Here is an 8,920-nt window from a genome sequence, read left to right on the forward strand (position 1 = left end):
GCCCATGCCGGTGGTGGTCTGGGCGGGTTGCAGGAGGTGGTACTGACCGGGCTCGGCCCTGGCGACGCCCGCGCCCTGCTGCACTCGGCTCTGCACGTGCCGTTGGACGAGGGGGTCGTGGAGCGGATCGCGGCGGAGGCCCGGGGCAATCCGCTGGCTCTGCTCGAACTGCCCCGGGCCATGACGGCTGCCGGGTTCGTGGGCGGTTTCGGTCCGCTGGACATCTCAGCCGTGCCGGGGCGCCTCGAGGACAGTTTCCGCAGCAGGTTCCTCCGCCTTCCGCCGGCCACCCGGATGCTGCTCCTGGTGGCCGCGGCGGAGCCGACCGGCGACTCCGCGCTGCTGTGGCGCGCGGCCGCCCGTCTGGGAATCGGGGTCTCGGCCGCGGCGGCGGCCGAGGCCGACGGACTGGTGTCCATCGGCACGCAGGTGGTCTTCCGCCATCCCCTGGTGCGGTCGGCTGTCTATCAGGCGGTGGCGCCGTCGCAGCGGCGGGCCGCGCACCAGGTTCTGGCCGATGTCACCGCTCCTTCAGAACCCGACCGGCGTGCCTGGCACCGCGCGCAGGCTGCCGTCGGCTTCGACGAGGAAGCCGCATCGGAGCTCGAGGGGTCGGCTCACCGGGCCTTGGCACGCGGCGGTATCGCTGCTGCCGCGGCTTTCCTGGAGCGGTCGGTCGCGCTCACTGCCGACCCCGCCGCCAGGGCGGAGCGGGCGCTGTCTGCGGCACGCGCCAAAGGGCAGGCCGGCGCGTACGACAGCGCTCTGGACCTGCTTGCCCTGGCCGACCGGGGACCCGCCGACGAGCTGCGGGCCGCCCACAGTGAGTTGCTGCGAGGGCAGATCACCTTTGCCCGCAGTTTCATCACCGGCGCCGCCCCTGTGCTGCTGCGCGCGGCCCGCCGCTTCGAGTCCATCGACGTCTGCCGTGCCAGGGACGTCTATCTGCAGGCCCTGACCGCAGCGATGCTCGCGGGCCGGCTGGGCGGCGAGCATCTGATCGCGGAGGTTGCCCACAGTGCTCGCCGGGTGCTGGCGGCGTCCGTGCCGTGCGCCTCCGACCTCTTGCTGGACGGGCTGACGCTGATGATCGTCGAAGGCCGCGACGCCGCAGTTCCGCTGCTGCGCAGGGCGGTGTCGGCGTTCACCACGAAGGAACTGGCCCCTGAGGAGGAACTGTACTGGCTGAACCTGGCCGGCCACAGCGCCGGGCTGTTGTGGGACGACGAGGCGTGGCGAGTGCTGGCCACGCGGCTGCTGCGCTCGTGCGAGGAACGAGGAGCACTGAGCATTCTCCCGGTTGCCGCAGCCACACGTGCGCTGCTGCACCTGCTGAGCGGGGAACTCCTGCAGGCCGCGTCGTTGGCCGAGACGGCCGCCGACGCCACCTTTATGACCGGAGCCGGCCCCGTCCCCTACGCGGAGGTGGGGCTCGCCGTCTTCCGCGGCCGAGATGACGAGGCCGCTGCCGTGATCCGCACCGCGACCCGGGACGCGACGGCGCGGGGCGAAGGCGTGGCGCTGACCTACCTGCAATGGGCCACCGCCGTGCTCCACAACGGTGCATGCCGCTACGACCAGGCGCTGCAATCCGCCTGCCAGGCCGGCGCCGACTCCAGCGTCCATCGGATCCGCAACTGGGCGCTGGCCGAGCTCATCGAGGCGGCCGTGCGTACCGGACACCAGGACCTGGCCCAGGACACGCTGAGGGAGCTGTGCCAGACGACCGGGCCCTGCTCCGGCCACTGGGCCGCAGGCGTCGAGGCACACTGCCGGGCTCTGCTTGCGGTTGGCGCGGATGCCGAGGATTTGTACCGCACGGCTTTGGGACAGCTCGAGTGCACCGGCCTGCGCGCCGTGGTGGCCCGTGTCCATCTTCTGTACGGGGAGTGGCTGCGGCGCGAGCGTCGCAACCTCGATGCGCGCGGCCAACTACGCCAGGCGCACGAGATGTTCGTGCGGTTCGGCATGGACGGTTTCGCCGCGCGGGCCCGCAGCGAGCTTTCGGCGGCCGGCGAACTCACCCGCACGTGCCGGTCCCGGTTCGGCGGGCAGCTCACTCCTCAGGAAAGACATGTTGCGATGCTGGCGGCCGAGGGGGCCACCAATCCCGAGATCGCGTCGCGGCTGTTCATCAGCGCCAGCACGGTCGACTACCACCTGCGCAAAGTCTTCCGCAAGCTCAAGGTCACCACGCGTACTCAGCTTGCCCGGCTGCTGCAGGACGGGCAGCCGCTCCCCGGGGTTGCGGACCGGTCCTGACGCGGCGACCCGGGCACGACTACGCATTCACGTGATGCCCTCGGAGGGGGGCGTGTGCCTACCGTTGTCGGTGAAGCGGCACCGGGGCGGGGGCCGGCGGCACATCGTCGGCCGTGCCCCGCACGACACATCGCCAAAAGCGAACGGACCGCCATGATCACGCCTATGACCTCACCCGATTCTCCCGTGTCCTGCCACGAGGTATTCCACCGGCGGGCATGCCTCCCTGCCCGCCCGCGACCCGTCCGGGCAGCACCATCGCCTTGAAGCGGCTCCAGGAAAGCACCCGGCCGCCGCGATCGCCCCACGTGCTCGACGGCATGCGGCGGGGTGACGGCCTGCAAGCGGCGCGGCACGGCGGCGACTTGGGCCAGGGCGCCTTCAACCCCCTGACAGCGCGACGTCCGTCCCCGAGGACCTTGTGGACCGGCTGCTCACGAGCGGCACCAGGGACATCGCCATCCGCCCCGAAAGGCACCTGGCCTGCCCCCGGCCGCCCTGTTCCTCGCCACGCACCCGGGCACGGCCGAAAGCAGAACGCCAAGCCCGCCGGGCAAAGGGCGCATGACGGCCCGGGCCGAGCGCCGGCCGGACCCGCAGTGCCCGGCCCGGCGACGGCACCACACCCGGCGCAGCAACTCCCCACCGCCGTCGCGCAACCCGACACAGAAAGGCGGCACATGCCCACCTCACCTGTAGGCGCGGCCCAGCGCATGGCCGAGACCCTCTCGCAGTACGGCGTGCCCTACGTCTTCGGGGTCCCCGGGACCAGGAGCGATGCCGTTCACGATGCCCTGTCCGTCAAAGGCCCCGAACTTGTGATGTGCCGCCACGAACAGAACGCCGCCGTGATGGCCGCAACCGTCGGGCTGCTGACCGGCGCCCCCGGAGCGGTCCTGGCCACCTCAGCAGCCGGCACCACCAATCTGATGACTGCTCTGCTCACCGCGACGACGGAGCAGTACCCCATGATCGCTGTCTGCGGGGCCACAACCCGCCGGGAGCGGTTCGGGCGAAGCCGGCGGTCGATGGACACCATGGCAGCACTGAGACTGGTCACCACCTACACCTGCGAAGTCCGCAACCCCGACGACGTCCCCGAAGCCATCGCCAACGCCTTGCGTGCGGCGCTCACCCCGCCCCGCGGTGCGGCCGCGGTGGTGATTGCGGACGACGTCGCAGGCGCGCTCACCGCGGCAAGCGTCGTCCAGCCGCACAGGCACCCTTCTTCGGGCCCCGCTCCCGCCGCCTACATCCACCGTGCCGCGCAGATCATCCGCGCTGCACAACAGCCCGTCCTTCTGGTCGGGTTGCGTGGTGCAGATCGCGAGGCCTGCGCCGCGTTGCGCGAACTGATCCGTACCACAGGCCTGCCCGTGGTGGAGACCTCCCGGGCGGCGGGTATCGTCCCGCGCACCCTGGAGGAGCAGTACGGCGGCCGGGTCGGCCTTTTCCGCAACCAGCCCGGGGACGTCGTGGTGACACACGCCGACGTCCTGATCACCGTCGGCTACGACCTCGCGGAATACGATCCGGGCCTGTGGAACACCGGCCCGGTCCATACGATCGTCCACATCGATGAACTGCCCGCCGAGATCGGCAGTCATTACCAGCCCACCCTGGAACTGCGCGGAGATGTGGCCGCGACCGTCGGGGAGCTGTCCGGGGAGCTGTCCGGGCTGCCGATCAGCGGCCGCAGCCGCGCCGCCCTGGCCGAGCAGCGTGCCGCTCTGGCCTGTATCGAAGAGGCGGCCCGGGCGGTCCCGGCCACCGCTGCCGGCCTCAATCCCGCCGCCGTGATCCTGAAGATCGCCGAGCATGTGGAGGACGACGCCACCGTGGTGTCCGACACCGGCTCGCACCTCTACATGGCCCGTCACCTCCGCGGACATCAGCCGCGGCGCATCCTGCTCCCCCACGGCCCGCAGGTACCGGGAGTTGCCCTGCCACGGGCGATGATCGCCGCGCTGCTGCGGCCGGGGACGCAGGTGGTGTCGGTCTCCGGGGACGGCGGGTTCCTCTCCAGCGCCCCGGAAATAGAGACCGCCACCCGGCTGGGCCTCCACGCCACCCATGTGATCATGCGGGACAACGCCCACGACATGGCGGCCTTCCAGGAGCATCGCAGATTCGGCAGAGCCTCCGGTGTCCGCTCGGGCGACTACGACATCACGCTGTATGCCTGCGCGTTCGGCGCCAGAGGGATCCGGACCAAGACCATGGACGCCTTCGAGACCGAACTGCGCAGGTCACTCGCCCCGGCCACACTGTACGACCCCGGTGTCACGGTCATCGACGTCCCGGTCGACTACGCACACAACACGGAACTCTTCGCGCAACTCCACGACAGCGATCTCAGATGACGGGCCGACGACGCCGGCTCCAGCGCAGTCCCCTCGCTACGCCCGGGCACCCGGGCACGGCACCGTCAGAAGCTCACTGCCCGCAGCCGGCAAGCCGCCGAGCCCACCCGAGGGCCCTATGCCGGGCCCGGGCAGACCGACCGCGCCGTGGCGCCAGAGCCCGATCAGCCGCAGTGAGGCGACGCACCTGACACGGCGTCGACCAAGGGGCTCCCCCAGCCCCACAGGACACCTGTCATACCGGCCGGACCAGCCCATGCCGCACGCGGCAGGAGGTTCTCATGACGACGCAGACACACATCGCGACCAGCACAACCCGCGCGACTGCCGCGGCACTTGCCGTCACCTTCTCGTCGGTACGGCTACGACCGCTCATCGCGGTCGGGTTCGCCTCGGCCGTCCTGCTCAGCGTCACCCTGTGCGGCGTGATCGTCCCCGCGGACGTCCACCTGGTAGTGCTGCTGGTGGCGGTGCCGGCTCTCACCGCTGCGGCAGACAACACGCGTACCACCGTCAGCATGACCGTCCTGGCCTGTCTCGGCGTGGTCGCGGTCGACGTCGACGACGGTCTGACCAGCTCCCTGATCCTCCCGATCGACTTCCTGGGACTGCTGATCGTCTGCGTCCTGGTCCTGGTGTTCCGGCGCCTGCGGGACGGGGACCATCGAACACTTCACGCGGTGCGGTCCGTCTCGGAGACAGCGCAAAGAGCACTGCTGCCGCCCTTGCCCTGTCAAGTGGCAGGCCTGGACATCGCCACCGCCTATCGCTCGGCCGCAGCCCACGCACATATCGGCGGAGACGTGTACGCCGCCGAACGCGTCGACGGCACGGTCCGCATGCTGATCGGCGACGTGCAGGGCAACGGCTTGGCGGCAGTCGACGACGCCGCAGCCGTCATCGGCGCCTTTCGCGAAGCCGCGCACCGCGACGTGCGGCTGGAGCATGTCGCCCTGTCCCTGGACGCCAGCGTGCGCCGCCGTGTCGAGCAGGCCGGCCAGAGAGACAGCAACGCCTCGGAGCGGTTCATCACCGCTCTCGTCCTGGAGATACCCGACGACCTCTACGTCGTCCACGTGATCAGCTGTGGCCACCCCGACCTGATGCGCTCTCACGGCACCAAGGTGGACCTCCTCGAAGTGCCGCAGCCCGCGCCACCGCTCGGCCTGGGCGGCGACCAGACGGCCTATCAGATCAACACCTTCGGATTCGAGCCGCAGGACACGCTGCTCCTGCACACCGACGGCCTCCTCGAGACCCGCGACCAGGCGGGCGTCTTCTACCCGGCTCTGGACCGCTTCGCGCTCCTCGCCAAGGACGAGCCGCGCTCCCTGATCGGGCACCTCATGAGCGACCTGACCGTCCATGCGGGCGGGGAGGTCCAGGACGACGTCGCCATCGTCGCGGTGCGCCGCCGGGCCGCACCATCCATGGGGAGTGCCGCCGAGGACAGCCACCATGCCAGTCCCGCCCCTTGAACATGTCCGCGCGATGGTGACCCGGTACAACGAGCGCCACCGCCTACGAAGCAACGGTCAGCGTGGCGTCGTTCGTGCTCTGGGCACGATCCGTCTGAAGGGTGGATCTCGGTGGTCAGGCCCTCTCGGGATCGACGCTTCGTCGGTGCTGACGGGCCCCCTCTTCCGGCCGGGGCAGCGGCGTACTGATTGCGCCTTGACGCAATGACTGCGTCATTATCTTTGCTTCATGCTCTTCCCGACCCCCGAACTCGACACGAAGGATCTTCAGGTCCTCGAAGACATCGACCGCATGCGCGAGGTTCTGCGGCACCACGTGCGGACCTCTCCTGCAAAGTGGACGGCCGGCCTGAAAAAGTTCCTCACCGCGGATGCCGTGGCGGCTTCGAACTCCATCGAGGGCTTCAAAGTGGCAACGGTCGACGTAGAGGACCTCATGGAAGGCGAGAGCGAGGTCGACGTCTCGGAAGAAGACCGGGAGGAGACACTCGCCTACCAACGGGTGCTGACCTACATCCAGACGCTTCACGATGTCGAAGACTTCTCCTACAGCAAGGGCCTGCTCAACGCACTGCACTGGATGCTGCAGGGGCATCGTCACAATGTCCGCCGACCCGCAGGTCAGTGGCGCAAGGGCCCCGTCTATGTCACCGACGCTCGTGATCCCGGCATCGCCGCCTACACCGCCCCCGATGCCCAGCTCGTCCCCGGCCTGATGCAGGAACTCGTCGACTGGCTCAACGCCGACGACGACACGCACGCCCTGATACGCGCTGCGATGGCCCATCTGCACCTGGTCTCCATTCACCCCTGGGCCGACGGCAACGGGCGCATGTCACGCTCCCTGCAGACACTCATGATCGCTCGTGAGTCGGTCCTGGCACCGGAGTTCTCTTCCATCGAAAGCTGGCTAGGACGACCGGGTAACACCTGGGAGTATTACCGCGAACTCAACGACCGAGGCAGCCACTACCAGCCCGATCAAGACGTTGCAGGGTGGATCCGCTTCAACCTCACCGCGTACCATCAGCAGGCCCAAACCGTCCAGGGCCGTCTCGCCCGCTCGGGCGAAGTGTGGAGCGCACTCGCCGACTTCACCGACCGTCGAGGCCTCGACGAACGAACCATCACAGCGCTCCACGACGTAGCCATGGCCGGTCGCGTGCGCCGCGCCCGCTACCAGGACGCTGAAGCCCTCAGCCTCCAGCAAGCTCAACGCGACCTGCGCGAACTCACAAACGCTGACATTCTCCGGCCCGTTGGCCGTACACGAGCCCGCCACTACACTGCAGGCCGGCAATTTCCCCAGCATGCAATCGACATCGCCCAGACGCCCATGACTCTGACACACCCCTACCGTCCCTGAGCCCCTCAGGGTTCCCGCAAGGGCTGGACTGTCGTGGCCCGCCCAACCTGCTCTGGGACTCGGCCCAGTCCGAGGCCATGTCACAGGACTACGCCGTCACTCCATGACGACGGTGCCGCTGTCGACCCGAACGCATTCTGCGAGGGGGCCTTCCCCCGTGATGGTGGACACGCTTCGTTGATCACGCGGCGAGCGTGAACTTAGTGGTCGGCTCTGGAAGTCCTTCGGGGGTTGACTCCGAAGCCGGTGTCGTGTCTGGCGGCTACCCAGCTGAGCTCAGGGCCGCCGCCGGAACGGGGCGAGCGTGGCGCGCACGAGATCGGCGGCGCCCCAGTCGGGGTCGAACTGAGCGATCACGGCCAGATGCTGGCGTAGCTGGAGGATCGGCATGCGTTCACGCCAGTCGCGGTCGAGCCCGGTCAGCTCGGCGTAGAGCTTGAAGAACACGTGCGCTTCGGGCGGTGGCGCCGTCGTCCACAGGTGGGCCAGATCGACCTCGGCCCACGTGTACGACACGGCTGGGTCGATCAGCGCGGGCCGCCCGTCGGGGGTGGCCATGACGTTCAGCGCCCACAGGTCGCCGTGCGTCAGGCACGCGGGCCCGACCGGCAGCAGCTCGGGCAGCCGGTCGCACAGCCGCTCCAGCGCCGCCCGGTCCGCGGCGTCGAGCGCCTCCTGGACGCGACGCTCCCCGAGCCAGCGCAGCAGACGATGCTGGGCGAAGAACTCGAACCCGTCGTCATCCCAGGTGTTGACCTGCCGACGACGGCCAAGCCAGTTGTCCCGGTGCCACCCGAATCGGGGGTACCGCGTGGTGGTGTGCAGGCGAGCGAGCGCATGCGCGAGCTGCTCCCAGAAGGCTTCGGTGCCCGGCCGGGGCTGCAGCACAGTCAACACGAGCAAGTCGCGGTCCGTGAGGATGATCTCGGGCGTGGCAACGCCGCCCGCCTCGCGCAGCACGGTTAGCCCTTCGGCTTCCGCGGCGAAGACGTCGTCCGACGGCGGCTCGCCGAACGCCTTGACGAACACCGACGTGCCGTCACCGCGGCGCGCGAGCCCCGCGGTCGCCGCGAGGCCTCCAGTGGCCGGCTCGGCCGCGACGACGTCGGTCAGGCCGGCCGCATGCAGGCGTTCGAGCAGGAAGGACATCGCGTCTGTCACGGGTGTGCTCCCGTCGTCGTAGTCGAAATCAACGATGGTGGATCCGGGCTCAGATGCCGGGGGTGGTGAGTTGACATCCTCGCCCGCCTAAAGGAGGGCGATTCCCGCCTGCCGCGCCGTTGTCGGGCGCGACTTCTGGTGGGTTCCTGTTTCTTCGCGCTGTGCCGGGACGGGTCCTGGTCTTACCCGCGCTCCGCAGGCTGACACCGCCAGTCCGGCGGCCTTGGCGACGTTGACCGCCGCATTGATGTCCCGGTCGAGGACGGCCCCGCAGGCTGCGCACTCCCAGA

The 8,920-nt window shown here is 69.6% G+C and carries 5 protein-coding genes and 1 pseudogene; 4 read left to right on the forward strand and 2 right to left on the reverse strand.

The genetic code is table 11. The features are described 5' to 3' along the window. The 4 genes from H305_RS48975 to H305_RS0143050 all read left to right on the forward strand — a co-directional run. On the forward strand, window positions 1-2,262 hold a 2,262-nt coding region (locus H305_RS48975), incomplete at its 5' end, for a helix-turn-helix transcriptional regulator (protein WP_037767397.1). 680 nt (window positions 2,263-2,942) lie between these two features. Beyond that, window positions 2,943-4,625, forward strand: a complete 1,683-nt coding sequence (gene alsS / locus H305_RS0143040) for an acetolactate synthase AlsS (RefSeq protein ID WP_028805868.1) — start codon at window positions 2,943-2,945, stop codon at window positions 4,623-4,625. Window positions 4,626-4,906: 281 nt separating this feature from the next. Further along, on the forward strand, window positions 4,907-6,103 hold the full coding sequence (locus H305_RS48980) for a PP2C family protein-serine/threonine phosphatase (RefSeq protein ID WP_051371612.1): 1,197 nt from the start codon (window positions 4,907-4,909) through the stop codon (window positions 6,101-6,103). A gap of 229 nt (window positions 6,104-6,332) precedes the next feature. Beyond that, window positions 6,333-7,469: a Fic family protein gene (locus H305_RS0143050; protein ID WP_028805869.1), complete on the forward strand. Its 1,137-nt coding sequence runs from the start codon at window positions 6,333-6,335 to the stop codon at window positions 7,467-7,469. Window positions 7,470-7,745: 276 nt separating this feature from the next. Here H305_RS0143050 and H305_RS0143055 read toward each other — a convergent pair whose 3' ends face one another. Beyond that, window positions 7,746-8,618 carry a fructosamine kinase family protein gene (locus H305_RS0143055; RefSeq protein WP_037767396.1) on the reverse strand — a complete coding sequence of 291 codons (873 nt, stop codon included), beginning with the start codon at window positions 8,616-8,618 and terminating at the stop codon, window positions 7,746-7,748. Between the two features lie 99 nt (window positions 8,619-8,717). Then, window positions 8,718-8,920 (reverse strand): annotated as a pseudogene (locus H305_RS55580) (zinc ribbon domain-containing protein); the annotation flags it as partial.

The organism is Streptomyces sp. 142MFCol3.1 (assembly GCF_000424945.1).
Lineage (GTDB): Bacteria > Actinomycetota > Actinomycetes > Streptomycetales > Streptomycetaceae > Streptomyces > Streptomyces siamensis.

What these genes read in the sequence shown, in the direction of transcription:
- alsS (WP_028805868.1), top strand. Translation starts at nt 2,943, where the DNA reads ATGCCCACCTCACCTGTAGGCGCGGCCCAGCGCATGGCCGAGACCCTC.
- H305_RS48980 (WP_051371612.1), top strand. Translation starts at nt 4,907, where the DNA reads ATGACGACGCAGACACACATCGCGACCAGCACAACCCGCGCGACTGCC.
- H305_RS0143050 (WP_028805869.1), top strand. Translation starts at nt 6,333, where the DNA reads ATGCTCTTCCCGACCCCCGAACTCGACACGAAGGATCTTCAGGTCCTC.
- H305_RS0143055 (WP_037767396.1), bottom strand. Translation starts at nt 8,618, where the DNA reads ATGTCCTTCCTGCTCGAACGCCTGCATGCGGCCGGCCTGACCGACGTC.